Below are 23,566 nucleotides of genomic sequence, written 5' to 3'. Positions count from 1 at the left end.
TGTTCGTCAGCGTGGCGATGAGAGCGTGCTCCCGCAAACCGCGCGCCCGGCACGTTCATATGCGGTTCGTTTGCGGCTCATACGCGGCTCATATTTGGAAATCGCCGGCCATGTCCTCGTCGCTGCGCGCTTCGAGCTTGCCGCTGCGGCAGGCCTTGAGGAACGCATCGTAGTCGCGTTCGACCTGATCGGCGTACGCGAATGCATAGCCGGTCAGTGCTTCGGCGAACTGGTCGCCGCGGCCGATATACGCGCCGATCCCGATCGCCTGGCCGCCGGCCTTCGCGTGTGCCCGCGCGAGCACCCAGCCGCACAGGCGCGCGTAACCCTTCAACAGCTCCGGCTCGAGCAGCTCGACGTTGACCGACAGCTTCATGTCGCGCAGCTGGCGCACGTAGTAGTGGCTGCCCGACGGACCCATGGTCCAGCCGAGGAAGATGTCGCTCGCGGCCTGCAGCATCCGCTGGCCGCGCACCACGCGCTCGCCCTGATGCTTGACACCCGTTGCCTTGAAGAACTGCGAGACGACGGACTGACGCGCCTCCTTCAGCTGCAGGAACAGCGGCTTGCCCATGTGATCGACCAGCAGCAGCACGAGACAGCGCGTGCCGACGCTGCCCACCCCGACCACCTTGAACACCAGGTCCTGCGGCGTGAAATGCTCGAGCAGCTCGCGGCGGTCCGGCGCCAGCGTTTTCGCGTAGCCGTCGTACATATCATCGACCAGCTTGCGCCCGTCGCCGATGCGGAACCCTTCGTCTCCCTCATCGAAGAGCGAATTGCTGCCTTGCACGTGAAAGAGGCTCGGCGGCGCATCGCGGATGACCCACGCGTCGTTTTCGAAGGCGGCCATTTTCGCGAGCATGCTTTCGTGCGTGCGGCCCGCGGCCTTCTCCATGCCGCGGCGGATCGCGCGGCGGCCTTCCTGGGTCAGCGCGGTTTCGATCATCAGGTCGAACGTGATGCGCTCGTACCAGAGGTCGAGCGCGCCGGACTGCGCGTACTGCGCGATCCGGTCGCGGTACTGCGTGACGGCGGTCATGACCAGCTCGTCGGCCGTCGCGCGGCTCAGGCGCATATGGCGCGCGGCGACCACGAAGCTCGCCGCGAGACGCTTCAGGTCCCACTCGAACGGACCCGGTGCGACTTCGTCGAAATCGTTCAGGTCGAACACCAGCTGACGCTCGGGCGTCGCGAAGCCGCCGAAATTCATCAGATGGGCGTCGCCGCAGATCGGCGCGACGAAACCGGTGTGCGGAACCTGGCCGAGATCGTGCGCCTGCAGGATCGCGCTGCCGCGAAAGAACGTGAACGGCGACGCGGCCATCCGTCCGTAGCGCAGCGGCACCAGCTTCGCGACGCGCCCTTCGCTGTTCGCTTCCAGCAGCGCGATCGGGTCGCGCCGCAGTTCGCCCGTCAGGCGATGGCTCGAGCGCTTCGAGCGTTCCCGCGCAGCACGGCCGGCTGCTTCGCGATCGGCAATGGTGGTGGCCCTCATCTCGTTCTCCGTTCTGTTCTGATTGGTGGACTCTGGTGGACTCGAAGTGCGTCGCGTCGCATTGCATCGTGCCGGGCCGTCCGCCTGGTACGGCGGTATTAAATCCCGCGGCGTAGCCGATCGCAAGCGCCGGCAGCGGGCGTCGCGTCCGGCATTGCATCGATACATGGATTCGTGTCGTCAGCATGTCGGATTTGTGAATCCGCCCGACGAAACGTGCGAAAAGAAAACGACCCGGCCGGCGGGAACCGGGCGGGTCGTCGTGTGATGGAGAACGCTTCGTATCGGCTTCAGTAGGCCGCGCGAACCTCGGTGTCGGTCGATGCGGTGCGGACCTTGACGGCGTCGGCGGTCGCGAAACGCTCGCGCATGCCGGCAATCGCGGCTTCGAACGCTAGCCGCTGCGCGGGCGAAAGCGGCGGCGTTGCGCCGTCGCCGGTGAGCGTCATCGGATCGACCGGCTGATCGGCCACGCGCACCTCGAAGTGCAGATGCGGACCCGTCGACGTCCCGGTGCTGCCCACCTTTCCGATCGTGTCCGCTGCCGTCACGGTCATGCCGGCGCGCAGCCCTTTCGCGAGCTTCGACAGATGTCCGTAGACCGTCGAATAACCGTCCGCGTGACGCACCACGACACGGTTGCCATAGCCGTGCTCCCAGCCGGCTGCCACCACGACGCCTGGCGCCGCGGCATGCACCGGCGTGCCGAGCGGCGCGGCGAAGTCGACGCCGGTATGCATGTGCGCCTGACCCATGACCGGATGCACGCGCATGCCGAATGGAGAGCTGATGCGCGTGTAGGCGACCGGCGTCGCGAACGGCATGGCGCTGAGCGGCTCGCCGTCGAACGTGTACCAGCCGCCGTCGAACCAGGCCGCGCGCCACGTGTCGCCCGCGACGTGCAGCTCGACGGCCGTCACGCGAACGTCCGCGCTGTCGGCGGTGCGGTCGTACTGGACACGCCAGCTGTCGCCCGGCTGCGCCGGCGCATCGAGATTCAGGCGCGCGCCGAAGATCTGCTTCAGCTGCGTCACGATGCCAGCCGGCACGTCGGCGCGCTGCAGCGCGAGCCGCAACGTGCCGTCGATCGAGCCGGCCAGCACGGTTGCAACCGCGCTGTTCGCGGCGAACGGCGCGGCGGTCGACAGCGGTGTCGCGTCGGGGCGCACGATCTTGCCGCGCCACTGGTGTTGCACGCGCTCGGCGCCGGACGCGCTGCACAGTTGCGGGTCGGTGCGGCACAGCGCGAGCAGCATCGGCGAAGCGGCGGAGGACGAATCGGGTTGCGCGTCATGCAGGGACGTTTCCGCGAGTCGGTGTGCCGTCAGGGTCGACGGCGACGCCTCGCTCCACGCGGCGGATGCGCCGAGTGTACCCAGCAGGCCGGCGAGCAGCGCGATACGCGCCGCGGAGCCGATCGGGGACTCGCGTTCCGGAAGCGCCGCGGCGCTCGCGTTCGGGGAAACGACCTGCCTGCGCGCCAGGTATCGACGTGTGAACATCACGTAAATCTCGCAGGCAGAAACAGGAAAACGGGCTGAGCAACCGTGAGGACAAAAACCGGCACGGCGGCGGCGCGAACCGATGAGGAAACGACGCGGCCCGGCTGGACCTGTCATTCATCGCACCGCGCGACCCGGTGAAAGAAGATCAGTGTAGAAGCACGCTTTTTTGCATTCGATAGGACGATTCTTGTATTCGTCCCAACCTCCTCAGAATCCGTCCTAAACCGTCGTTGCGAAGCGCTCCCGAACCCACCCGGCGTGAGCTTCCGGCTCGCGCACCGAGTGCGATGCCACGCCTGAATCCATAAGCAATAGCTAATGATTCAGGCGACAAACTTTAACTATCTTCAATCGTCCCAGCCTTTTATGCTGGACTCCATAGCCTGTCGCTGACACGGCGCCCCGTGCGTATGCGCACGGCCGGCGCGCCGCGCATGGCGGCGAACCCCACGCCAGGTCACGCGCAAGAACGGGCACGCGGTTTCATGTCATTGGGTTGGAGGAGAACGATGAAGATCTGCATCTTCGGAGCAGGTGCGATCGGCGGATTGATGGGCGCGCAGCTCGCGCGCGCCGGCGCCGACGTCAGTTTCATCGCGCGGGGGCCGCATCTGGCCGCCATGCGCGAGCGCGGCGTGCGCGTGATCTCGGACGAGGGCGAAGTCGTGGCGAACGTGCGCTGCACGTCCGATCCGCGCGAACTCGGCGTGCAGGACTACGTGATCATCACGCTGAAGGCGCATTCGGTGCCGGCGGTGGTCGAGTCGATGCAGCCGCTGCTCGGCAAGCACACGGCCGTCGTCACCGGCGTCAACGGCATTCCCTACTGGTACTTCCACGAGCACGGCGGCAAGTTCGCCGGCACGCGGCTGACAAGCGTCGATCCGGACGGCCTGCAATGGACGCGGCTCGGCCCCGAGCGCGCGATCGGCTGCGTGCTGTATCCGGCTGCGGAGATCGTCGAGCCGGGCGTCATCAAGCACACCTACGGCAAGAAGTTTCCGATCGGCGAACCGAGCGGCGAGCGCACGCAGCGCGTCGTCGCGCTGCACGAGATGATGCAGGCGGCCGGTTTCGACGCGCCGATCCGCGACACGATCCGCGACGAAATCTGGCTGAAGCTGTGGGGCAATCTGTGCTTCAACCCGATCAGCGCCCTCACCCACGCAACGCTCGACGTCATCACGAGCGACCCCGCGACGCGCGCCGTGTCGCGCACGATGATGCTCGAGGCGAAGCGCATCGGCGACCAGCTGGGCGTGCATTTCCGCGTCGACGTCGAGAAGCGGATCGACGGCGCGGGTGCGGTGGGCGCGCACAAGACGTCGATGCTCGTGGACCTCGAAAACCGCCGCCCGATGGAGATCGATCCGCTGCTGACGGTCGTGCAGGAGATGGGGCGTCTCGTCGGCGAAGCGACGCCGACCATCGACACTGTGCTCGCGCTCGTCAAGCAGCGTGAACGGATGGCGATGCAGGCGGCTTGACGGTTCCTCCACCGCGCCGGCGAATCGGAGCAAACCAGCAACAGTTTCCAGGACGGGGGAGCGGCAGATGTTTTGCCGTTCTCCCTATTTTTTGCGTTGCGGTTTGTCGTGCGCTGCGCTGCGGCTTTATCGCGCTTTGTCGTGCACCGCGCGCGGGCCGCGGCAACCAGCAGCGGCCCGCAGCGCGCTCAGGCCACCCGCGCGAGTCCCTTCGGCCGACCGATTTCCGTCACGACCGGCTCCGGCGTGATTGCACCAGTCATTGCAGAATCCATCGCCTCGTCGACCGACGCAAACTGCGTCCATACCGTCTCGGCATTCGGCCGCAGCGACCGGTTGCGTCGACGCACCAGCTGCGTGACGATCCGTTGGTCCGGCGTGAGCGGCCGCACGACGAGATGCTCCGGCACGTCGGGCCAGTGCTCGCCGACCGGCAGAATCCCGACGCCCAGTTGCAGTTCGACCATCCGCCACACGGCCGCGACGTGACCGAGCGCCTGCAACGGCCGCCCGCGCGCGCGTCCTGAGCCGAGCGCGCGCGCGACGGCCGCTCGCACGCCGCTGTCTTCATTAAGCGTGACGAGCGGCATCGATTCGAGCGCGGCCCACGTCAGCGTGGTCTCCTTCGCGAGCGGATGCGTGGCCGGCAGCACGGCGCACAGCGGCGTCGCGAACAGCGGCTGCGCACGCAGACCGTCGATGCAGCCATCCGCCGGCAAGGGCTCCGCGCCCGACACGAGACCGAAGTCGACTTCGCCCTGCGCGACCGCCGTCATCACCGCCGACTGCGACAGATCGCGCATCGACACGACGAGCGCCGGCGACACTTTCGCGCAGCGCGCGAGCGCCTCCGGCACCCAGCCTGTCGACAGCACCGGATTGCTCGCGACGATCACGAGCCCCGTGTGCCCCTCATGCGCGGCGCGACCTTCCAGCAGCGTGAGCTCGATCTCGTCGAGCAGCCGCCCGATGCGCCGCTCGAGCGTCGCGCCCGCGCTGGTCAACTCGACCTGGCGCGTCGTGCGATCGAACAGCTTCAGGTCGATCGCGTCCTCGAGTTCGCGAATGCAGCGGCTCACCGCCGACTGCGTGAGATCGAATTCGCGCGCCGCGCGCGTAAAGCTCTGCTCGCGCGCGACGGCGATGAAAACCTTCAGTTGATGCAGTGAAACGTTCATGGTCAGCGATACGTTCGGCCCGGCGCCGGCAACTCCGGATCCGCGCGGACCGGGTCGGCCCGCCGTCGGTCCCGCGTTGAAGCTTTCGGCGCTTTCGATATTCGAGGCGCTTGCAACGTCCGAAGCCCGCTTCGCATCGCGGCACTCGGCGCCGTGTCCACTGGACCCCGGCCGTGCGTGCAGTCGATGAAGCGGGCCTCGATTTCGCGCGAGCGAAATGAAGGAAACGTCAGTTCACTCGCCGGTCTGCTCGGGCCAGTGCGTGAGGCGCGATGCGCCGGCCGCGCTCGCCGCCGGCGTGGCCGTCGCGTTTAAAGCCGCGGGCTCGTCGGTCTGCGCGATCCAGCGTGCGCGCATCGGTGCGATCACGAACTTCGACGCGATGCCGGCTGCGATCGTGATCACTGCGGCCGCAACGAACACCGCGCTCCAGCCGCCGGAGGCCGACAGCAGCGACGCGATCGGCACGATCAGCGACGCCGTGCCCTTCGCCGTGTACAGCGTGCCCGCATTTGCCGCCGCATAACGGCTGCCGAACGTGTCGGCGCAGATGGCCGGGAAGATCGAGAAGATTTCGCCCCAGAACAGGAAGATCAGCGCGGCGAAAGTCATGAACGCATAGGGGTTCGTGCCGTATTGCATCATGCCGAGCAGCGCGAGTCCTTCGCCGACGAAAATCAGGAACATGGTATTTTCGCGACCGATTTTATCGGACACGAGTCCGCACAATGGGCGCGTAAATCCGTTGCAGATATTGTCGATCGAGACAGTGGCGGTCAATAACGGCAGCGTGACGCCGAACAGATTCATCGGAATTCGGGCGAGGCCCCAGTCTTTTGCAATCGGGCCGATTTGCGCGGTTGCCATCAATCCGCCTGCCGCCACGGCGACAAACGCGGCGTAAATCACCCAGAAAACCGGGGTTTTAATCATCTGGCCCGGCGTATAGTCGATTTTGGTGACCGCGAATTTGCGCTTCTTCGCGACGATGGTGCCGGGTTGCGGTTTTTTCAGCAGCAGCGCGAGCACGAAAATGCAGATGCCCTGGACAATGCCGAAGAACAGAAACGTCTGCTCGTAGCCGGAGCGCGTAATCATGTTCGCGATCGGAATCACCGTGACCGCCGCGCCCGCGCCGAAGCCCGCCGCCGTCAGGCCCGCCGCGAGACCGCGCCGGTCCGGGAACAGCTTCAGCGCATTGCCGACGCAGGTGCCGTACACGCAGCCGGCGCCCACACCCGCAATCACCGACGAGATATACAGTTCCGGCAGCGTCGTCGCGTACGAGTTCATCACCCACGCGAGACCCGCGCACACCGCGCCGGCCGCCACCACCGGACGCGGACCGAATTTATCGACCAGCCAGCCTTCGATCGGCACCAGCCAGGTTTCAGTCAGAATGAAAATGGAAAAGGCAAACTGAATTGAAGCCACACCCCAATGATGCCTGGAGTTCATTGGCGTGACGAACAGCGTCCATGCATATTGAAGATTGGCAACCAGCGCCATGCATAGCAGCCCGATTATCAGTTGAAACCAGCGGTTGCTTAAAACCGATGGTGCAGCAACCTGCCTGTTAAGCTCATTCATTTGCCTTGTCTCCGCTATCTATTTGATCAGCCGGTCTTTTGACCGTGCTCCATGCATCCCGTCTTATAGTTTTATTATTGAATTGGCAAAATCATTCAGGCTTTTTCCGGTTCTGGATTATCAAACCGTTCAAAGCGTGAGGCTTTTCCAGGACCTCATTAAACTGTTCAAGCAAAACAGAAAGCCATTCGAAATAATCACTTTCCTTATCTGACAGGGCTTTGCGCCTGGCGTTTACCCGATACCTGTCAGATCGTAAGCTCCGTGCATCAGGTTCCATGCTAGGGTGATTGCTGAATTACTAATAATTAAACTTTGTTATCATGATCATTCATTTTTCTGTATACATCGACCATGACGATGCGTAACGCGACGCTGCGGCAGCTGAAGGTGTTCGAGACCGTCGCGCGCCATCTGAGCTTCTCGCGCGCCGCGGAGGAACTGCACCTGACCCAACCCGCGGTCTCGACCCAGGTGCGCCAGCTGGAGGAGCACGCGGGTCTGCCGCTCTTCGAACAGCTCGGCAAGAAGATCTACCTGACGCCCGCCGGCACCGAGATGCTTCATTACAGCCGCGCCATCATCCAGCAGTTCCATGAGGTCGACGAGGCGATGGGACAGCTGAAGGGCATCTCCGGCGGCAAGCTGAACGTCGCGGTGATCAGCGCCGGCGACTACTTTTTTCCGCGGCTGCTTGCCGAATTCACGCGGCGCTACACCGGCGTCGTCCTGAATCTCGCGGTGCACAACCGCGAGGAAACGCTGCATCAGCTCGCCACCAACCAGACGGACCTCGCGGTGATGGTCCGGCCGCCGCGCGAACTGGACGCCGTGACGGAGCCGTTTGCGCCGCACCCGTATGTGATTGTCGCGTCGCCGTCGCATCCGCTCGCCGGCAAGCGCAACATCCGCATGAGCCAGCTCGCGAGCGAGGCGTTCGTCGTGCGCGAGCGTGGCTCGGACACGTGGAATTCGATGGAGGAAGGCTTCGCCGGGCGCCTGACCAATTTCAAGATCGCGATGGAGATCAAGAGCACCGAGACGATCAAGCAGGCGGTGATCGCCGGCATGGGCATCGCGTTCCTGTCCGCGCACACCATCAGTCTCGAACTGCAGGTCGGCAACCTCGTCGTGCTCGACGTCGAAGGCTTCCCGGTGATGCTCAACTGGTACGTCGTGCACCGGAAGAACAAACGCCTGCCGCCGGTCGCGCTGGCGTTCCGGCACTTCCTGCTCGAGGAAGGCGCGCAGTGCATCGAACAGATCACGCGCGTCAACGAACTGATCGTCCATAAATGAGCACTTATGGTTATTCGATAAAACTTTAACTGTTGTTAATCATTGGCGACCCCTATGCTGGAGTCGAGTTCACTGACTCGACTGCAACTGCACCAGGAGCCCGCCATGACGACTGCCACGCTTCTCTCGCCTTCCCGGCAATCCGCCGCTGTCCAGATGCCCGACGACGCGCATCTGAGCGCCTACAACGCCGCTTTCAGCGACCTCGGTCTGCGCTTTCGCTGGGACCACGCGACGCTCGATGCACTCAGCAGCGTCTCCAGCGAAATCGCGCGCATCACCGCGTACATCGAGCGGTTTCACGCGCATCTGCACAAGGCCTACGACGCCGACTTCCTCGCGGAACTGATCTTCAGCCGCAAGACGCAGTTCTATCGCGAGTTCACGCCGCAGGCGGCCGACTGATGCCGGCCATGCGGACCCGGCGGCGGAGCGCTTCAGCAGCGCTGCGCCGCGCGGGACCGTCGCCGACGGTTGTTTCCGTCATTACCGTTACTGCTGCCACCGATACTGCTGCGCGAAGCTGGCCGGACATGCAGCGTGTTCCGCGCGGGTAGTTCGCCGCTTACTCGCCAGCTCGCTTGCCAGCTCGCTCGCCGCGCTCCCAGGCTCGGGCCGCGGGCCGCCACACACTCCTTTGCCGACGCTCGCAGGTCGACGCCGCCTCCAGCAGCGCTCGAATGGCCCCCACCGGGTTCCACGCACGGATTCCAACCCCACCATTCATCGACGGCCATCTCGCGGCCGCTGTCGCGCAACGCACCGCAGTGACGCGCCGATACGCGCAGCGCGCGCGCCGTCAGCGCCTGCGCGGGCCAGCCGTCGAACGCCATCGTCAGATGCACGCCGAGCGCCGCCGCGAGCGCACCGATCGCGAACAGCGCGGCGGTCCCAGCGGGCGCGGTGTGCTCCGTGACAAAGCCCCATGCGAGCCACGCGCACAGCACGAACGCGAACGCGTCGAGCAGCAGGAAGTCGAGTGAATGGAGGTGGACGCCGGGCGAACGCGCGTAGCGTCGTCGCAGCACGCCCTGCAGTCTCGCGAGCGCGATCGCGGACGCGGCAAAGATCAGCGCACCCAGGAAAACCGCGCCGCACAGTTCGAAGCGAAACAGCGCGTCCGCATGCGTGCGCGAGACGACGTAACGCAGCAGGCCGCCGCCGAGCGCGGCCGCGCCGCTCGCGCAGCCGACGAGCGCGATGCGCGCGAGCCGGCGCGACAGATCGCGACGCACGAAGTACCCGACCGTCGCACCCGCGGCGCACGTGGCCGCGACGATCGCGTCGAGCCCGCCGCCGATTCCAGCCGCGAGCCAGCCGGCGAGCATCGCGCCCGTCGCCGCGAGCAGCGCGCGACGCCACGCGCGCGGACGCCGCTGCCGCGCGACGTCGTGCGCTGCCAGCAGCTGCGCGGTCGCGCCCAGCACCAGCGCGCACAGCAGCCCGATGCCGGCGCCGGCCACGCTGCCCGGCGCCGAGATGGTGCGCATCAGGTCCGACAGATCCGTCACGGCCCCTCCTTTGAGCGACGCGGAGCCGTCTGCGCGGCGTCCTGCATCGCGGTGTCTCCCGCGGCGCGCGCCTCGACGGGCACGCGCGCCGTACCGCAAGCCGTCATCGTGAACAACAGCACACGATGACGGCCGTCGTCAGATCGCGCCGACCGCGCGCAACTCGCCGATCTGGTCGCGCGAGAAACCGAACTCCGCCATCACCTCGTCGGTGTGCTCGCCGAGCAGCGGCGAACGCGTGACGTCGGTCGGGCTGTCGGACAGCTTGATCGGATTGCCCACCGTCAGATACCTGCCGCGCACCGGATGGTCGACCTCGACGATCGTGCCGGTCCTGCGCAGCGACTCGTCCTCGGCGATTTCCTTCATCGACAGGATCGGTCCGCACGGAATGTCGTACTTGTTCAGGATTTCCATCGCCTCGAACTTGGTCTTCGTCATCGTCCATTGCTCGATGCCGGCGAAGATGTCCTGCAGATGCGGCAGGCGCGCGGCGGCCGTCGCGTAGTTCGGGTCGTCGATCCACTCCTCGCGGCCGATCACCCGGCAGATGCGGTCCCACACGGGCGCCTGGGTGATGAAGTAGATGTACGCGTTCGGATCGTGCTCCCAGCCCTGGCACTTCAGGATCCAGCCCGGTTGCCCGCCGCCCGAAGCGTTGCCCGCGCGCGGCACGGCTTCCGGGAAGGTGCCGTTCGGGTACTGCGGGTACTCCTTCATCACGCCGTTGCGTTCGAGCCGCTGCTGGTCGCGCAGCTTCACGCGGCACAGGTTGAGCACGCCGTCCTGCATCGCGGCGAGCACCTTCTGCCCGCGGCCCGTCTGGGTACGCTGATAGAGCGCCGTGACGATGCCGAGCGCGAGATGCAGTCCGGTGCCGCTATCGCCGATCTGCGCGCCGGTGACGACGGGCGGACCGTCGTCGAAACCGGTCGTCGACGCCGCGCCGCCCACACATTGCGCGACGTTCTCGTACACCTTGCACTGCTCGTACGGACCGGGCCCGAAGCCCTTCACCGACGCGACGATCATTCGCGGGTTCAGTTCGTTGATGTGCTCCCACGTGAAGCCCATGCGATCGAGCGCGCCCGGCGCGAAGTTTTCGACGAGCACGTCGCACTGTTTGATCAACGTCTCGAGCACCTTCTTGCCTTCAGGATGCTTGGTGTCGATCGTCACTGAACGCTTGTTGTGGTTCAGCATCGTGAAGTAGAGGCTGTCGGCTTCGGGGATGTCGCGCAGCTGCTCGCGCGTGACGTCGCCGGTTCCGGCGCGCTCGATCTTGATCACGTCGGCGCCGAACCACGCGAGCAGCTGTGTGCACGTCGGCCCTGACTGGACGTGTGTGAAATCGAGGATGCGCACGCCGTCGAGTGCTTTACCCATGTTGTCTGTCTCCGTTCACGCTTCGTTTTCAGTGGATGGTGTTCGACGGACGCGCTCGGCCGGCTTCGCGCCGCTCATCGGCGGGATGTGCCATGCCTCGTTCGTCCATACGGTATGTGATATATCAGATTGGAGCAAGTAGGACATCTCCCTGCCCCGTCTCGCCCCGCCAGCACAAAGTCCTGTCCGATCAATCGACTAACGAAAATCGCCAGGATGACCGTCAGCCGATCAGGGAAAGCCCTAGGTCGATATCGTCAGGTCGTTTTGTTGATATATCACATACCACATTTCACGATGAGTCAAGCGGCAGCATCCCCAGGTGGTGTATCCAGACGACAAAAAGACCAGCGGTGTCACCACCGCTGGCCTTTTTCCTGATGCGTGATACGGGTTGCAAAGCCTTGCCGGCCGGGCTCGGACCGGCTGGCGAGACGCGCTAGTCGAGGAAATCGCAGTTCGCTTCGACGTACGCCGCGAGATCGAGCGAATGCTGGCGCACGAGCCGCTCGGCGAGTTCGGTGTCGCGTTTTTCGAGCGCTTCAATGATGCGCAGATGGTCGACGATCGAACGCGACGCGCGGTCGCTCTGCGAAATCGTCATACGCCGGATGGCCCGGACGTGGATGAAGATGTTCTTGATCGTCTCGAGAATGATCTGCGACTTCGACAGTTCGACGATCGCCTGATGGAACGCAATGTTCGCGTCCGAATACTCGGCGATGTGCTCCGCGGGCGTGGCGTCGCGGAAATGGTCGAACATGTGGCGCAGCTTCGCGATTTCCGCGTCTGTGGCGTGCAGCGTGGCGAGACGCGCCGCCATGCTCTCCAGCGCGGCCCACATCTGGATCATCTCGACGATCTCGCGCTTGCTCTTGCGCACGATGTAGATGCCGCGGCGCGGCACCATGCGCAGGAAGCCCTCCTGCTCGAGCAGCGTCATCGCCTCGCGCACCGGCGTCCGGCTCACGCCGAGCGTCTCGCTCAGCACGCGCTCGTCGAGCCGTACCTCTTCGCGCGACTGGTAGATGTCCGCGTCCGCGATGGCCTGGCGCAACATGGCATACGCCTGGTCACGCAGGCTCGCGGTGGCGTTGATGGGCTGCAGCGCCAGCGTGAGCGGCGCGGCAGCAGGTGTTTCAGTTTGAAGATCCGACGACATGCATCGCCTCTTGTTGAACACGACGTGCGCGGTACGGCGTAGCCGGGACCGGCTGCAACGACGCCCCGCCCAGACCCGCGTAACGGCCGTTGTACGACGCCGCTTCCGCGACAGGCTGCGGCAGCCATTTCGCCAGCAGCACCGTGGCAGCCGAACCGAGACCGATAAAACCGAGGGCGAGGAGCCCCAACGAAACGAAATCCATTTTATTGCTCCACAAGATTGAGTGATCCAATGCCTCAATCATATGGTGCGCTGCCGCAAAAAGCAATATTGTGTATGTAGTATATCAAGAACTGTTGTTTTTGCGACAGTGCCGACAAAGGTATCACGAAGCCCTCGAGCCAGCGCCGACCATACGGCCGGAAGATGTCGAGCCACACCTCGTTGTGCCGCCAGCTCGCGCCAGGGAAATCGTCCAGGCTTCGCACCGGCAATCGCGCGCATCGCGGCTCCGTTCTCCGTGTTAACGCGGAAAGTGTCCGCTATGCGCGCAAGTCTGCCCGATGATCGCGCAAAACAGGCCCGCATCGCCCTCGCTACAATTGCGGCCGCGTCGTGCCGCCGCTTATGCTGCGGACATCGATCGCTGGGTGGGTACGCAGCCCTCCCCGGTTACAACGACTTCCGGAGACATCATCATGACCGCAGCCGTATCCACCCCCGACGTCGGAAACGGGACCCGCACGCCGAGCCAGGCCCGCAAGGCCGCGCTGGGCAGCTTCATCGGCGCCGTCGTCGACTGGTACGACTTCCTGCTGTACGGCATCGTGGCCGCGCTCGTGTTCAACAGCGAGTTCTTCCCGAAAGTGAGCCCGGCGATGGGCACGCTCGCCGCGTTCGCGACGTTCGGCGTCGGCTTCCTGTTCCGCCCGCTCGGCGGCTTCGTGTTCGGCCACTTCGGCGACCGACTCGGCCGCAAGCGCATGCTGGTGCTGACCGTGATGATGATGGGCCTGTCGACCGCCGCGATCGGCCTGCTGCCATCGTTCGCGTCGATCGGCTACGCCGCGCCGGTGCTGCTCGTCACGCTGCGCGCGATCCAGGGCTTCGCGGTGGGCGGCGAATGGGGCGGCGCGGCGCTGATGGCGGTGGAAAGCGCGCCGGAAAAGAAGAAGGCGTTCTACAGCTGCGGCGTGCAGGTCGGCTATGGTGTCGGCCTCGTGCTCGCAACCGGCCTGATCGCGATCCTCAGCCGCACGATGGACAACGCGACCTTCTTCGCGTGGGGCTGGCGCCTGCCGTTCCTGTTCAGCGTCGTGCTGGTCGGCATCGGGTTGTGGATCCGCTCGGGCATGACGGAGTCGAACGAGTTCGTCGCGAAAGTCGGCGAGCACGGCGAACACGGGATGCGGATGCCGATCGTCGAAGCGCTCGTGCGGCACCCCGGCGCGTTCCTGCTGATCATCGCGCTGCGTCTCGCCGAGCTGTTCACGATGTACATCGTCACCGCATTCGCGCTGAACTACTCGACGCAGAACCTGCACATGTCGCGCGAGCTGTTCCTCAACATCGGCCTCGTGGTCGGCGCGGTGAGCTGCGTGACGATTCCGTTGTTCGCGAAGCTCGCCGACCGCTTCGGCCGCCGCCGCATCTATCTGATCGGCGCGATCGTCGGCGCGCTGTCGGCGATTCCGTTCTTCCTCGCGCTCGATGCGCGCTCGACCGCGCTGATCGTGCTGTTCTCGGTGATGCTCGCGAACGTCGCGCACGACATGATCGTGAGCGTCCAGCAGCCGATGTTCACCGAGCTGTTCGGCACCGAGTACCGCTATAGCGGCGCGGGCGTCGGCTATCAGGTGGCGAGCGTGGTCGGCGGCGGCTTCACGCCGTTCATCGCGGTCGCGCTCGTGAATGCGGCGGGCGGCTCGTGGCACCCGGTGGCGGGCTACCTCGCGGTCGGCTGCGTGCTTTCGGCGCTCGTCGCGATATTCATGAAGTCGCGTGCATGAGTGCGCGCCTGGGTGTGCGCATGAGCGGCCTTGCGGCGGCTCGCCGCGCACGCTGCACGATCGTTCACACGCGTGGCAGCTGACGCGGAAACAGGATCTCGAACGTCGTCCCGCGCCCGACGCGGGACGTGAAATGCAGTTCACCGCCTAGCACGCGGCACAGTTCCTCGACGATCGCGAGACCGAGCCCGGCGCCCGGCACGTCCTCCTCGGTCGCGCGCTCGAACTCGCGAAACACGCGCTCGCGGTCGTCGTCGCCGATACCGACGCCCGTGTCGACGACCCGCAGCAGCCAGCGAGCGTCGTCGTGCACGGTCATCGCGAACTCCACTTCACCCGCCTTCGTGTACTTCGCTGCATTGGTCAGCAGGTTCAGCGCAACCTGCTTCAGCTTCAGCCGGTTCGAATCGATCGTGCCGAGCGTGTCGTCGAAGCGGCTGACGAGCCGCAGGCCCTTCGCCTCGATCATCGGCCGGCAGGCGGTCACCAGTTCGTCGAAGAGTCCGCGCAGATCGAACGATTCGAGCGCGACCGGCGCGCTGTCGCCCACCAGCACCGAATACTCGACGAGTTCATCGACGAGCACCTTCATGTCCGCGACCTGACGCCCGGCCAGATTCAGCGCCGTATCGAGCTTCGCCGGCGCGCGCGCCGCGAGCTGCAGCGCCATCGAAAACACATTGAGGAAGTTGCGCAGGTCGTGCACGACGCTGCGCGTGAGCTGCATCCGCGATTCGTACAGGTCGCCGACCAGCTTCTGCTTGAGCGCGAGCTCGTGATTCGCGCGTTCGAGCCGGCCCGTGTACTCGTCGATCTTGCGGTCGCGTTCGGTCATCACCTCGCGGATCGACGTGAGCGTGACGAAACTCACCGCTTCGTCGACGAAGTGGCGCACGATCTCTTCGTGACGCCGCGTGAACGACCGGTACTGATCGGCGAACCGCACGACCGCGCCGAACAGCACCTGCCGGAACAGATCGAGTTCGCGCACCAGTTCGTCGATCCGGTAGCCCTGACGCCAGCGCAGCTTGCCGTGCTGACGCGCATTGCGTTCGATCGCGGGCTCGACGGGATCGAGATCCTGCTCTTCGAGCGCGGTGCAGATCTCGTCGAGCAGATTGGGGATGTGGTCGGACAGCTGCTCGTAGGTGAGGCGATCGGCGTCGTCCAGCTCGGTATCGAGAAAGACGGCCCGCATCCAGCGCTCCGTGAGGTCCTTGCGATCTTCGCGCAGCGCGGCCGCGAACAGTTGCAGCGCATTGCCTGCCTTGCCGCTCATCGGTTGGCTCCTCGTGGAAGCAGACACCTGCATGCGCCCGCGGTCGGGGCGTTGAATACTCAACTGCGACTCAACCTCGACTCAACCGCGCACTCAACCGCGCACTCAACCGCGCACTCAACCGCGGATCATGTCCGACAACGCGGCAATCTGCGCCGCGCACGCTGCATAAGCCTGCGTTTCGATGTCGCGATACAGCCGGACGATTTCCTCGCCCACCAGCGTCAGCGTACTGCCGCCGCCGCTCTGCCCGCCCGTACCGGACACGACGGCCGGCTCCTTCAGCGAGCGGTTCAGCTCATCCATCAGGAGCCACGCGCGCCGGTACGACATGTCGAGGCTGCGCGCCGCCGCCGAAATCGAGCCATGCTCGCGCACGGCCTCGAGCAGCGCGACCTTGCCGGGACCGAGCGCGACGGTCTCGCCATGACGGATCCGCATCCTGAAGCGCACCTCTGGCGCCGAGGCCACGTGTTCGTCCGGCAGCGCGCCGCCAGCCGCGTCCGGATTCGGACGCGACGCAGCTGCTGCCGATGCGGCAGCTTTGAGCGGAGAGCGTGGTGTGGTCATGCGCAGAAGCATACACGACGCACCTGAAGCGCGGATTGCGAAACCGGGCCAGGGTTATGACGTAGCGCCCTTCGCCGCGGCGTCGGCGAAGCAGAAGCCGAAGTCCTCGCACGCCGGACAGCCGGGCGCCGGTCCGGGCTCGGTGCCCTGCGCATACGCGAGCTCGCGGGCGAGAAACTTCTTCCAGCGCAGCCCCTCGGTGTTGCGCGCGATCAGCGACGGAAAATATCGCGTCAGCATCCGCGTGACGTCGTCGCGGCCATCGAGACCGAGATCGCGCCACAGGTGATCGGGCCGCAGACACGCGTGCGCGACGATCGATGCAACGCAGTACGCATCGTCGGCGAGCGGCTGCGTGGCCGCGTGTTCGAGCAGCAGCGTGCGCAGCGCCGCGACGAAGCCGGCGTGACCGGCGTCGAGCAACGGCGGCAACACGGCGTTCGTGGCCTCGCGATGCAAGGTCGACCAGGGGAAATGCCGGGCAAACAGCGCATCGAGCTGGGCCGGCGCGAGCCCGAGCAGCGGCAGTTCGCCGCGCACCTCGCGCGCGGCGATCAGACGCGCGAACAGCACCGTATCGTCGGACCGGCTGTGCGCCGGCGCTTCGTCCGTCAGCTGTGCGGCGCGGGCGCCGCTGGCAGCGGGCGCGGCCGCGGTCCCGGATTCGGGCGAAGACGGATGGGCATCGTGGGACATGACGGACGGCGCTCGCGCATCGGACATGGTGCCGATGTTACGCCGCGCCGCGAACGGCACGCAGCGCGCCAAAATTCATCCGGCCGGGCGCGGGCATCGAGCAGGCATCTGAGCAGACGTCAAACGCTCAGCACCTGCACGACGACGCGTGCAAGCCGCTTCACGTGGCGCGGCGCCGGCACGATGTCGCCGCCGGAGAACAGGATCGGCGCGCCGTCGTCGCTGCTGAGCGGCTTGCCGTCGCATTCGCAGGCCACCAGTGCACGCTCGCCGACTGGCGTGTTGAACAGCTCGTGCCACGAAAACGTGACCGCGTAGCCGTCGTGCGCGACCGCGATGAAGACAGTCCGCTTGAAATCGCCCGGCTTCTCGTTGCGCAGCCCCGCCTTGTCGATCAGCTCCTTCAGCAGCACGCCCCGATAGTTGCCGACCTGGCGGATGAAGCGGCCGCTCGTATAGCAGCGCAGGTCGAAGCCGTCGGCGTGCGCGCACGCGAAGCCGCGGAGTTCGTCGACCGACAGCGCAAGCGGCCGGATGACGGCGCCGGTCACGGCGAGCATGCCGTCGATGGCGAGCGGCGACGGGTTGTCGAGGCGAGGGGTGGCAAGGCTCATGGGCGCGTCTCCAGCGGCACGACGGAGCAGCGTGCTCCGCGCTGTATCGATCGGTATATTACGCTGCCGGAGCACAGCGAACACGCGGACCGTCGTATATCGGCCATCCCGCAACACGCATGCCCTAATATGCAGACTTTCGAAATACACAGACCGCGGCGGCCCGCGGCGACGGAGAACCCAGCATGGCGATGGCAACGCGGCGACAAACAGGCGGCGCAACGGTACAGAATGCGAGCGCTGTGAGCACTAAAATGCATGCGGCCCGCATCGGCGCGGCCACACTCGCCGCCGCGGTGGTCGCGCTGACAGCGGCCTGCAGTTCCGCACCGCCCGCAACGCCGGCGCATTCCCCCGTTGCGGCTTCGACCAGCACCAACGCCGCGCCCCTGCCCCCCGTCACACCGCAACGCATCGCGATCGCCGCGAAGCCGAACGGTCTCGCGGTCCGCGCCACGGACGGGGCGCTCTTCGTCACCGACGAAAACACCAACAGCGTGCTGCAATCCGCCGACGGCACGCGCTTCACGTCCTACGCGACGCTGCCGCCCGTTCCCGGCCAGCCGACGAGCTTGAGCCAGATCGCCTTCGACGACGCCGGCACGCTCCTGATCGAGCGCTTCGGCTTCGGCACCGCCAGCGCGGTGTTCGTCGCCGCGCCGCCCACCGCGACGACGGGCGGCGACGCCTTGATCCAGCTCACCGGCATCGATCCGACGCGGCGCCGGCTCGGCCTCGCGTCGCTCGGCCGCGGCAAGCTGCTGTCGACGTGGTTCGTGAAAAACGGCAACGAGCCGGAGCACGGCGGCCTGAGTCTCATCACCTACGATCCGGTGACGGGCACCGCGAACGAACGCGATCTGGTCGTCGACCTCGTGAAGCCGGTCGGCGTCGCGGTGGCGGGCGACAACGTGTACGTGTCCGATCAGGCGCAGAACACGATCCAGCGCGCGAGTCTCGCCACGTTGCTCTCGATGGCGCAACCGGCGGTATCGGGCGCCGCGTTCGCACATGTCGACGCGCCGGATCTGCTCGCGGCCGCGCCCGACGGCCGGCTCTTCACGAAATGCGGCGCGACTGGCGTCTGCGCGATCGCGGCCGATGGCACGACGAGCGTGCTCGCGAACGACTTCCAGCAGGCCCGCGGCATCGCGGTGGATGCGCCGCGCAACCGCCTCGTCGTGGTGGATCGCGCGTCGGGAACGTCGGGGGTCAGCGCGCTGCGGATCTTGCCGTTGCGTTGAGCCGTTGCCTTAAGCAACGGCGCGTTGAGTCGCGCGTCGCGCCGCGATCAGTCGTCGACCGCGACGATCACGCTCGACGCCTTGAAGATCGCCGACGCCGCCGCGCCCTTCGCGAGCCCGAGACGGTCGGCGCTTTCGTTCGTGATGATCGCCGCGACCTGAGCGCCGCCCTGTGCCGCGATCACCACTTCGGAATTGACCGCCCCTTTCGTGACCGACGATACCGTGCCCGCGATGCAGTTGCGCGCCGACGTCTTGCCGCTCGCGTCATCGGCCATCACGATCACCGACGAAGCCTTCACGAGTGCGATGGCCGGCTTGCCGGCGGCGAGGCCGAGCGACGCGGCGCTGCCGTGCGTGATCACCGCGACGATCTCGAGGCCGTCGCTGCTTTTCAGCGTGATCTCGTCGTTGACGGCGCCGGCCTTGACCGCCGTGACGGCTCCGCCAAACTGGTTGCGCGCGCTGGTTCGCATGATGTCTCTCCACTGTGATTTTCGATCCATGCAGTATAGCGGTGCCGCCTCGCGCCAACGCCTTGTCCGGAATTCGAAAGTCCTTGTCCAGACGGTCGCGTGCGTCCGCCCTACACTGCGATTCAACGCTGCGGACTTCAATCGATGCATGCAGCCCACTCAGTCCGATCGAATCCAGGAGTTCATCCGATGAAAGCCATCCAGATCACGCAGTTCGGCCAGCCCGATACGCTTGCCGTCGTCGATCTGCCGACGCCCGAACCCGTGCCCGGCAACGTGCTCGTGCAGGTGAAGAGCGCGTCGGTGAATCCCAGCGACGTAAAGAACGTGTCGGGTCATTTCGGCCACACGACCTTGCCGCGCGTGCCGGGCCGCGATTTCAGCGGCGTCGTGGTCAAGGGTCCGGCCGTGTGGCTCGGCGTCGACGTGTGGGGCACCGGCGGCGACATCGGCTTCACGCGCGATGGCACGCACGCGGAATTCATCGAGATTCCGATCGCCGCGTTGAGCCGCAAACCGAAAGTGCTGACGCACGAGCAGGCTGCATCGATCGGCGTGAACTTCGTCGTGGCATGGCTCGGGACAGTCGAATTCGCGCAGCTCGCGCAGGGCGAGACAATTGCGGTGATCGGCGCGTCCGGCGGCGTGGGCGGCGCGGTCACGCAGATCGCGAAGGCGCGCGGCGCGCGCGTGATCGCCGTCGATCGCAGCATGCCGGATGCGAACTCGCCGGCTGGGCGCCTGATCGACCACTACGTGTCGTTCGGCGACGGCGCAGTGCAAGCCGTGCGATCACTCACCGAAGGACAAGGCGCAGATGTCGTGTACGACGCCGTGGGCGGCGTCGCGTTCGAACTGGCGCTGAGCCTCGCACGCCGGCGCGGCCGCGTCGTCGAGATCAGCGCGACGGGCAAACGCCGCGTCGAATTCGATCTGATCGACTTCTATCACAACGAGACACAACTGCTCGGGGCGGACAGCGCGAAGCTCGGCGTGACCGAATCGGCCGCGCTGATGACGGAGATCGCCAAAGGCTTCGACGCCGGGCAGTTCGAAGCGCCCGTGATCGCGCAGCGTTTCCCACTCGACGATGCGCGCGCCGCGTATGGCGCGGTGGCAGGCGGCACGCGTGGCCGCGTCGTGATCAACATGTGAAGCCAGGCGCCTCGTCATGAAACCGTATCTGATCTCACTGGCCGCGGGACTCGCGGTGGGCCTGCTGTACAACCTGATCGGCGTGCGCTCGCCGGCGCCGCCGACGGTGGCGCTGATCGGCCTGCTGGGGATGCTCGGCGGCGAACATCTGATTCCGTTCGCTCGCACGTTGCTGACGCACGTCACAAGCTGAGATGAGAGCGGCCCGCCAGGCTGCTCAGTACGTCTCCAGATGCAGCCGCCCTTCGCGCTTGAGCGTCTGCCACAGGGTCTCCCAGTTCAGCCCATGACGCTCGGCGACATCCTTCAGCGCCTGCAGCACGCCGTCCTCCATGCCTTTCAGGCCGCACACGTAAATGTACGTGTTCGCGTCCTTCAGCAGCTGCGCGACATCCGCGGCGCGCTCGCGCATCGCGTCCTGCACGTAGCGTTTCGGCTGCCCAGGCGTGCGTGAAAACGCGAGATTCGTGTCGATGAAGTCCTTCGGCAGATTCACGAGGGGTCCGAAATAAGGCAGCTCTTCCTTCGTGCGCGCGCCGAAGAACAGCAGCAGCTTGCCGGTCGCGCCTTTCAGCCGGCGACGGCGCCGGTACTCGGTCATCGCTCGCATCGGCGCGGAGCCGGTGCCCGTGCAGATCATCAGCAGGTGCGAGTCCGGATGATTCGGCATCAGGAAGGTGCTGCCGAACGGGCCGATCACGTCGACGGCATCGCCTTTCTTCAGATCGCACAGATAGTTCGAGCAGACGCCGACCGTCGCACCGCCCGCGTGATCCTGGGTCACGCGCTTCACGGTGAGCGACACGTTGTTGTAGCGCGGACGCTCGCCGTCGCGCGGACTCGCGATCGAGTACTGCCGCGCGTGGTGCGCGCGCCCGTCCGCGCTCGCGCCCGGCGGCAGGATGCCGATCGACTGCCCTTCCAGCACCGGAAACGGTATCGTGCCGAAATCCAGCACGATGTGATGGATGTCGCTTTCCGTCGCTTCGTCCGTCAGACGATAGTTGCCGACCACCGTCGCCTTCACCGGCGCCTTGTGCGCGTACAGGTTCACGTACGGCTTCGCGGCCGACCACGGCGGTACCGTCGAACCGCGCACGGTGTCCACTTCCGGAGACGGGTCGTCGATCGCGTTATCCGGCGTGGACGCTGCTGCTGAACTCGTATCGACGGCGGCCGGCGCGAGCGCCGCCGTGGTGCCCTGCTCGGGCAGCACGTCCCAGCCCAGTTGCTCGTCGACGGAATACGCATCCGCTTTCAGCACCAGCCGCCAGTTGTCGATCGCGCCGGTCGGGCACGGCGGCACGCACGCCATGCAGCCATTGCACACGTCCGCCTTCACGACGTAGTTGTTGCTGTCGTGCGTGATCGCGTCGATCGGACAGGTCTCTTCGCAGGTATTGCAGCGAATGCAGATTTCCGGGTCGATCAGGTGCTGCCTCAGCACATCGGCCGATTCTGGCGCGTTCATGCGTGTCTCCTTCTCATGCCTCATGCCGTGATGCAAAGCGCGATCAGTTGAACCGCACGTACTCGAAATCGACCGGCTGACGGTTGATGCCCATCGCCGGCGGCGCGATCCAGTTCGCGAACTTGCCCGGTTCGATCACCCGGCCCATCAGCGACGCGACGAACGCGCGATCTTCCGGCGTCGGCAGCCACTTCGCTTCGTTCGCGGCCCATTCGGCCGCATCGATCACACGGCCGTCCGGCGACACGCGCAAGCCGGCGAACGTGCCGATCTGGCGATTGAACGCCTTGTGCGGCACCGTCAGCCGGAAGCCGATGCCGGCCTTCTCGAGCACCTTGTTCCAGCGGTTCACGCCCGCCACCGAGTCCTTGATGTAATCGTCGCGCAGCACCTCGTTCATCGCGTTCAACATCGGCACCTCGCGTTCGACGAGCCTGCCGTCCTGCACGTCGAGCAGCCGGTACGACTGGCCTTCGAGCTGATGGTCGTCGTCGCGCTTGGTCTCTTCGTAGCGGCCCTTCAGACCCGAGCTGTAGAACGTCGCCGCGTTCGACGACTGGTCCGCGCCGAACAGGTCGATCGTGACGGAGTAGTGGAAATTCAGGTAGCGCTGCAGCGTGTCCAGATCGATCACGCCGGCCGCGCGCAGCCGCGCCGGATCGTCGGTGTTCAGTTCGTTGATCACCTGGGCAGTGCGCTGCACGACGCGCGACACGCCCGATTCGCCGACAAACATGTGATGCGCCTCTTCCGTCAGCATGAATTTCGTCGTGCGGGCGAGCGGATCGAAACCCGACTCCGCAAGCGCCGACAGCTGGAACTTGCCGTCGCGATCGGTGAAGTAGGTGAACATGAAGAACGCGAGCCAGTCCGGCGTGCGCTCGTTGAACGCGCCGAGAATGCGCGGATTGTCGTCATCGCCGGATCGGCGTTCGAGCAATGCTTCGGCTTCCTCACGACCATCGCGTCCGAAGTAGCGATGCAGCAGATACACCATCGCCCACAGGTGCCGGCCCTCTTCCACATTCACCTGGAACAGGTTGCGCAGGTCGTACATCGACGGCGCCGTGAGACCGAGATGGCGCTGCTGCTCGACGGAGGCCGGCTCGGTGTCGCCCTGCGTGACGATGATGCGGCGCAGGTTCGCGCGATGCTCGCCCGGTACGTCATGCCACGCGGCCTCGCCCTTGTGCGCGCCGAAGTGGATCTTGCGGTCGGCTTCGCCCGGCGCGAGGAAAATGCCCCAGCGGTAGTCGGGCATCTTCACGTGATCGAAATGCGCCCAGCCGCCCGGATCCACGCTGACGGCCGTGCGCAGATAGACGTCGTAGCCGTGCGAGCCATCCGGTCCCATGTCGCCCCACCACGACAGGAAGTTCGGCTGCCATTGCTCGAGCGCGCGTTGCAGCGTCCGGTCGTCGGCGAGGTTGACGTTGTTCGGGATCTTTTCGCTGTAGTTGATCGTGGACATGTCGTTTCCTGTCGGTTCGTTG

22 protein-coding genes are annotated in these 23,566 nt (G+C 65.8%); 7 read left to right on the top strand and 15 right to left on the bottom strand.

Going from position 1 to position 23,566, the window contains the following annotated elements; genetic code table 11:
- Positions 1-88 precede the first annotated feature (88 nt).
- On the bottom strand, positions 89-1,498 hold the full coding sequence (locus DVS29_RS27515; RefSeq protein ID WP_118183692.1) for a DUF2252 domain-containing protein: 1,410 nt from the start codon (positions 1,496-1,498) through the stop codon (positions 89-91).
- A 290-nt stretch (positions 1,499-1,788) separates the two neighbouring features.
- On the bottom strand, positions 1,789-3,000 hold the full coding sequence (locus DVS29_RS27510) for a M23 family metallopeptidase (protein ID WP_164707999.1): 1,212 nt from the start codon (positions 2,998-3,000) through the stop codon (positions 1,789-1,791).
- Positions 3,001-3,512: 512 nt separating this feature from the next.
- Between DVS29_RS27510 and DVS29_RS27505 the strand changes: the two genes are divergently transcribed.
- Positions 3,513-4,490: a 2-dehydropantoate 2-reductase gene (locus tag DVS29_RS27505; protein WP_118183690.1), complete on the top strand. Its 978-nt coding sequence runs from the start codon at positions 3,513-3,515 to the stop codon at positions 4,488-4,490.
- Between the two features lie 188 nt (positions 4,491-4,678).
- Here the strand turns inward: DVS29_RS27505 and DVS29_RS27500 are convergent, their stop codons facing one another.
- Together DVS29_RS27500 and oxlT are read right to left on the bottom strand one after the other, a co-directional pair.
- Positions 4,679-5,668, bottom strand: a complete 990-nt coding sequence (locus DVS29_RS27500; RefSeq protein ID WP_118183689.1) for a LysR family transcriptional regulator — start codon at positions 5,666-5,668, stop codon at positions 4,679-4,681.
- Positions 5,669-5,902: 234 nt separating this feature from the next.
- Positions 5,903-7,258 carry an oxalate/formate MFS antiporter gene (oxlT, locus tag DVS29_RS27495; RefSeq protein ID WP_118183688.1) on the bottom strand — a complete coding sequence of 452 codons (1,356 nt, stop codon included), beginning with the start codon at positions 7,256-7,258 and terminating at the stop codon, positions 5,903-5,905.
- 354 nt (positions 7,259-7,612) lie between these two features.
- Between oxlT and DVS29_RS27490 the strand changes: the two genes are divergently transcribed.
- Together DVS29_RS27490 and DVS29_RS27485 are read left to right on the top strand one after the other, a co-directional pair.
- Entirely contained in the window at positions 7,613-8,557 is a 945-nt protein-coding gene (locus tag DVS29_RS27490) for a LysR family transcriptional regulator (RefSeq protein WP_118183687.1), read from the top strand.
- 105 nt (positions 8,558-8,662) lie between these two features.
- Positions 8,663-8,962, top strand: coding sequence for an HAD family hydrolase (locus DVS29_RS27485; RefSeq protein ID WP_118183686.1), 300 nt, complete (start codon positions 8,663-8,665; stop codon positions 8,960-8,962).
- A 32-nt stretch (positions 8,963-8,994) separates the two neighbouring features.
- Here the strand turns inward: DVS29_RS27485 and DVS29_RS27480 are convergent, their stop codons facing one another.
- From DVS29_RS27480 to DVS29_RS27465, 4 genes are all read right to left on the bottom strand, one after another.
- Positions 8,995-10,068, bottom strand: coding sequence for an NAD(P)(+) transhydrogenase (Re/Si-specific) subunit beta (locus tag DVS29_RS27480; RefSeq protein ID WP_118183685.1), 1,074 nt, complete (start codon positions 10,066-10,068; stop codon positions 8,995-8,997).
- A gap of 138 nt (positions 10,069-10,206) precedes the next feature.
- Positions 10,207-11,454 (bottom strand): formyl-CoA transferase, encoded by a 1,248-nt coding sequence (gene frc / locus DVS29_RS27475; RefSeq protein WP_118183684.1) that lies wholly within the window; start codon positions 11,452-11,454, stop codon positions 10,207-10,209.
- A gap of 439 nt (positions 11,455-11,893) precedes the next feature.
- Entirely contained in the window at positions 11,894-12,616 is a 723-nt protein-coding gene (locus tag DVS29_RS27470; RefSeq protein WP_118183683.1) for a GntR family transcriptional regulator, read from the bottom strand.
- Positions 12,594-12,821, bottom strand: a complete 228-nt coding sequence (locus DVS29_RS27465) for a hypothetical protein (RefSeq protein ID WP_118183682.1) — start codon at positions 12,819-12,821, stop codon at positions 12,594-12,596. Before DVS29_RS27465 ends, DVS29_RS27470 begins: the two co-directional genes overlap by 23 nt.
- Before the next feature lie 436 nt (positions 12,822-13,257).
- On the opposite strand from DVS29_RS27465, the gene shiA reads away from it, so the two are divergent.
- Complete coding sequence (gene shiA / locus DVS29_RS27460; protein WP_118183681.1) at positions 13,258-14,568, top strand: shikimate transporter; 1,311 nt, start codon at positions 13,258-13,260, stop codon at positions 14,566-14,568.
- Positions 14,569-14,632: 64 nt separating this feature from the next.
- Here the strand turns inward: shiA and DVS29_RS27455 are convergent, their stop codons facing one another.
- The 4 genes from DVS29_RS27455 to DVS29_RS27440 all read right to left on the bottom strand — a co-directional run bounded on the left by DVS29_RS27455 (position 14,633) and on the right by DVS29_RS27440 (position 17,727).
- Complete coding sequence (locus DVS29_RS27455; protein WP_118183680.1) at positions 14,633-15,847, bottom strand: sensor histidine kinase; 1,215 nt, start codon at positions 15,845-15,847, stop codon at positions 14,633-14,635.
- A 117-nt stretch (positions 15,848-15,964) separates the two neighbouring features.
- Positions 15,965-16,288 carry a winged helix-turn-helix domain-containing protein gene (locus tag DVS29_RS27450; RefSeq protein ID WP_118183724.1) on the bottom strand — a complete coding sequence of 108 codons (324 nt, stop codon included), beginning with the start codon at positions 16,286-16,288 and terminating at the stop codon, positions 15,965-15,967.
- A gap of 183 nt (positions 16,289-16,471) precedes the next feature.
- On the bottom strand, positions 16,472-17,113 hold the full coding sequence (locus tag DVS29_RS27445; protein WP_118183723.1) for a nitrogen fixation protein NifQ: 642 nt from the start codon (positions 17,111-17,113) through the stop codon (positions 16,472-16,474).
- Positions 17,114-17,232: 119 nt separating this feature from the next.
- Complete coding sequence (locus tag DVS29_RS27440; protein ID WP_118183679.1) at positions 17,233-17,727, bottom strand: molybdopterin-dependent oxidoreductase; 495 nt, start codon at positions 17,725-17,727, stop codon at positions 17,233-17,235.
- A gap of 242 nt (positions 17,728-17,969) precedes the next feature.
- Between DVS29_RS27440 and DVS29_RS27435 the strand changes: the two genes are divergently transcribed.
- Positions 17,970-18,971 carry an NHL repeat-containing protein gene (locus DVS29_RS27435; RefSeq protein WP_240655814.1) on the top strand — a complete coding sequence of 334 codons (1,002 nt, stop codon included), beginning with the start codon at positions 17,970-17,972 and terminating at the stop codon, positions 18,969-18,971.
- Between the two features lie 47 nt (positions 18,972-19,018).
- Here the strand turns inward: DVS29_RS27435 and DVS29_RS27430 are convergent, their stop codons facing one another.
- Positions 19,019-19,447, bottom strand: a complete 429-nt coding sequence (locus DVS29_RS27430; protein WP_118183677.1) for a TOBE domain-containing protein — start codon at positions 19,445-19,447, stop codon at positions 19,019-19,021.
- Between the two features lie 189 nt (positions 19,448-19,636).
- On the opposite strand from DVS29_RS27430, the gene DVS29_RS27425 reads away from it, so the two are divergent.
- A complete protein-coding gene (locus tag DVS29_RS27425; RefSeq protein ID WP_118183676.1) occupies positions 19,637-20,602 on the top strand; it encodes a quinone oxidoreductase family protein in 966 nt (321 codons plus the stop codon).
- 16 nt (positions 20,603-20,618) lie between these two features.
- Positions 20,619-20,795 carry a DUF1427 family protein gene (locus DVS29_RS27420; protein ID WP_118183675.1) on the top strand — a complete coding sequence of 59 codons (177 nt, stop codon included), beginning with the start codon at positions 20,619-20,621 and terminating at the stop codon, positions 20,793-20,795.
- Positions 20,796-20,819: 24 nt separating this feature from the next.
- Here DVS29_RS27420 and boxA read toward each other — a convergent pair whose 3' ends face one another.
- Together boxA and boxB are read right to left on the bottom strand one after the other, a co-directional pair.
- Complete coding sequence (gene boxA / locus DVS29_RS27415; protein ID WP_118183674.1) at positions 20,820-22,073, bottom strand: benzoyl-CoA 2,3-epoxidase subunit BoxA; 1,254 nt, start codon at positions 22,071-22,073, stop codon at positions 20,820-20,822.
- Positions 22,074-22,116: 43 nt separating this feature from the next.
- A complete protein-coding gene (boxB, locus tag DVS29_RS27410) occupies positions 22,117-23,544 on the bottom strand; it encodes a benzoyl-CoA 2,3-epoxidase subunit BoxB (RefSeq protein ID WP_118183673.1) in 1,428 nt (475 codons plus the stop codon).
- Positions 23,545-23,566: the final 22 nt, after the last annotated feature.

The sequence above is a fragment of the Paraburkholderia phosphatilytica genome (genome assembly GCF_003443895.1).
GTDB lineage: Bacteria > Pseudomonadota > Gammaproteobacteria > Burkholderiales > Burkholderiaceae > Paraburkholderia > Paraburkholderia phosphatilytica.
This window is presented reverse-complemented; position numbering and strand designations above follow the sequence as displayed.

What these genes read in the sequence shown, in the direction of transcription:
- DVS29_RS27465 (WP_118183682.1), bottom strand. Translation starts at nt 12,821, where the DNA reads ATGGATTTCGTTTCGTTGGGGCTCCTCGCCCTCGGTTTTATCGGTCTC.
- DVS29_RS27490 (WP_118183687.1), top strand. Translation starts at nt 7,613, where the DNA reads ATGACGATGCGTAACGCGACGCTGCGGCAGCTGAAGGTGTTCGAGACC.
- oxlT (WP_118183688.1), bottom strand. Translation starts at nt 7,258, where the DNA reads ATGAATGAGCTTAACAGGCAGGTTGCTGCACCATCGGTTTTAAGCAAC.
- DVS29_RS27470 (WP_118183683.1), bottom strand. Translation starts at nt 12,616, where the DNA reads ATGTCGTCGGATCTTCAAACTGAAACACCTGCTGCCGCGCCGCTCACG.
- shiA (WP_118183681.1), top strand. Translation starts at nt 13,258, where the DNA reads ATGACCGCAGCCGTATCCACCCCCGACGTCGGAAACGGGACCCGCACG.
- DVS29_RS27420 (WP_118183675.1), top strand. Translation starts at nt 20,619, where the DNA reads ATGAAACCGTATCTGATCTCACTGGCCGCGGGACTCGCGGTGGGCCTG.
- DVS29_RS27515 (WP_118183692.1), bottom strand. Translation starts at nt 1,498, where the DNA reads ATGAGGGCCACCACCATTGCCGATCGCGAAGCAGCCGGCCGTGCTGCG.
- DVS29_RS27450 (WP_118183724.1), bottom strand. Translation starts at nt 16,288, where the DNA reads ATGCGGATCCGTCATGGCGAGACCGTCGCGCTCGGTCCCGGCAAGGTC.
- DVS29_RS27425 (WP_118183676.1), top strand. Translation starts at nt 19,637, where the DNA reads ATGAAAGCCATCCAGATCACGCAGTTCGGCCAGCCCGATACGCTTGCC.
- DVS29_RS27500 (WP_118183689.1), bottom strand. Translation starts at nt 5,668, where the DNA reads ATGAACGTTTCACTGCATCAACTGAAGGTTTTCATCGCCGTCGCGCGC.
- DVS29_RS27455 (WP_118183680.1), bottom strand. Translation starts at nt 15,847, where the DNA reads ATGAGCGGCAAGGCAGGCAATGCGCTGCAACTGTTCGCGGCCGCGCTG.
- DVS29_RS27485 (WP_118183686.1), top strand. Translation starts at nt 8,663, where the DNA reads ATGACGACTGCCACGCTTCTCTCGCCTTCCCGGCAATCCGCCGCTGTC.
- DVS29_RS27510 (WP_164707999.1), bottom strand. Translation starts at nt 3,000, where the DNA reads ATGTTCACACGTCGATACCTGGCGCGCAGGCAGGTCGTTTCCCCGAAC.
- boxA (WP_118183674.1), bottom strand. Translation starts at nt 22,073, where the DNA reads ATGAACGCGCCAGAATCGGCCGATGTGCTGAGGCAGCACCTGATCGAC.
- boxB (WP_118183673.1), bottom strand. Translation starts at nt 23,544, where the DNA reads ATGTCCACGATCAACTACAGCGAAAAGATCCCGAACAACGTCAACCTC.
- DVS29_RS27445 (WP_118183723.1), bottom strand. Translation starts at nt 17,113, where the DNA reads ATGTCCCACGATGCCCATCCGTCTTCGCCCGAATCCGGGACCGCGGCC.
- DVS29_RS27505 (WP_118183690.1), top strand. Translation starts at nt 3,513, where the DNA reads ATGAAGATCTGCATCTTCGGAGCAGGTGCGATCGGCGGATTGATGGGC.
- DVS29_RS27430 (WP_118183677.1), bottom strand. Translation starts at nt 19,447, where the DNA reads ATGCGAACCAGCGCGCGCAACCAGTTTGGCGGAGCCGTCACGGCGGTC.
- DVS29_RS27440 (WP_118183679.1), bottom strand. Translation starts at nt 17,727, where the DNA reads ATGAGCCTTGCCACCCCTCGCCTCGACAACCCGTCGCCGCTCGCCATC.
- frc (WP_118183684.1), bottom strand. Translation starts at nt 11,454, where the DNA reads ATGGGTAAAGCACTCGACGGCGTGCGCATCCTCGATTTCACACACGTC.